Raw genomic sequence first — 1,715 nt, 5'->3', positions numbered from 1 at the left:
CCGGTCGTGGCTGAGGGAATCGGCGGCGGCACGGGCGAACAGGTCGGCGTACTCCTCGGCCGGGCGGATCAGCTCGTGCTGCTGGGTCAGGGGCTCGGCGCTCGGGGCGCGATCGAGGGCCTGCAGGGCGTCGGCGACGAGGCGCTCGGTCAGCGCCTTGACGTGGCGGTAGCTGTAGACGCCATCGGTCAGTGCGGCGGCGCAGGCGGCGTCGACCAGGCGCCGGGGGTAGCGCCCGGCCAGGGAGACGATGCCCCAGAGCTTGCGCTGACCGACGCGCCCCTCGATGGCGAACAGCAGCTCGCACAGGCGCGAGGCATCGGGGCCGATGGCGCGGGCCTGGGCGAGGATGCGGCGGGTCTCGCGCGAGGGGTTGAACACGCGCTCCTCGGCGGGCAAGACCACCGTGCCGGGGTGCTCGGCGCGATCGTGGGTGCGCAGCAGCTCCTGGGTTCTGAGATCGCGGATCTCGATGCGCCGGGCAAAGATGCGCACCAGCACCTGGGTACCGATGCGCGCCGGGCGCGCGGCGTAGCTGCAGTGGTCGACACGCACGCAGCTGTCGTCCTGGACGGTGCGCTCGGCCTCGGTGAAGTACTGCATGCCCAGCACCGGCAGCGGCCGCAGGTGGGCTCGCTCCTCCTCGAACATGGCTTGCACCTGCCGACGTGCGCTGCCGTGGATGCGCGGTGCCGCCCACCGGGTCTCCCAGTGTTCGAGGAAAGCGTTGTGCTCCTCGATGCTCTCGAAGCGACGACCCTTGAGGGCGGTGGCCTGGGTATGGCCGATGGCGTTCTCGACGCTGCCCTTGCGGTTCGGGTCACGCACCCGCGCCGGGTCGGCGACGACGCCGTAGTGCGCCAGCGTGGCGGCGTAGACCTTGTTGAGCTCGGGCTCGTACAGGTCGGGCTTGAGCACGCCCTCCTTGAGGTTATCGAGCACGACGTAATGGGCCGAGCCGCCGAAGTAGCGCCAGGCCTGCTCGTGCAGCTCGGCCCAGACCTGCTGGCTGGACTTCCAGACCACGCGGCGGAAGCTGCGTCGGGAGTAGCGCAGCGTGGCCACGAACAGCCGCGGGCGGCGGTAACGATCGCTGCCGGGCACGCGCGTGAGGGCGCCCTCGCCGTAATCGACCTGCATCTCCTCGCCGGGGGCGAACTCCAGGCGGTCGAACTGCTCGGGCTCGCGCACCTTGAGCCGGGCGACGAAGCGCTTGACCGAGTTGTAGTGGCCGGCGAAGCCGAACTGGTCGACCAGGTCCTGATAGATCGCGGTGGCGTTGCGCTTCAGACGCAGCTGCGCCTCGATGAAGGCGCGGTGCGGCTCGCACAGCGACGTCGTCGTGGACGTCGGAGCCGGTGGCCGAGATAGAGGAGTTTGCTCCTCCGAGCCGGTGGCCACCCCGGGGGAGTTTGCCTGCTCCTCGGCAAAACGCCGCGCATAGGCGCGGATCGTCTTGCGATCGATGCCGGTCACCCGGGCGATCTCTCGCTGGCTGGCACTGCCCTTGAGCAGCGTCCAGATAGTGGTTTGCAAATGCGGCTTCAAGACGTTCACTCCCGTGCCTCTCCCTCGTCGTTGAGGGAGGGGAAGGTAACGTCCTGCCAGACCTCTGGCTGCCGGCACGCGCCGACCCGTCAGCGCCTCATCGCGCCGCGGCCAGGGTGGGGGAATTTAGGTGGCCAAACGTGGGGGAGTTTGGGTGGCCATCGGGG

General features: G+C 69.7%; 1 protein-coding gene. It reads right to left on the bottom strand.

What is annotated here, in order from left to right:
* The coding region (gene istA / locus ASC45_RS15320; RefSeq protein ID WP_055451866.1) for an IS21 family transposase at nt 1–1,557 on the bottom strand (1,557 nt) is incomplete at its 3' end.
* Nucleotides 1,558–1,715: the final 158 nt, after the last annotated feature.

Origin of the sequence: Thiomonas bhubaneswarensis, assembly GCF_001418255.1 — a bacterium.
GTDB classification, from domain to species: Bacteria; Pseudomonadota; Gammaproteobacteria; order Burkholderiales; family Burkholderiaceae_C; genus Thiomonas; species Thiomonas bhubaneswarensis.
The sequence above is the reverse complement of the archived record's forward strand: the minus strand, read 5'-3'. Positions and strand labels throughout refer to the sequence as shown.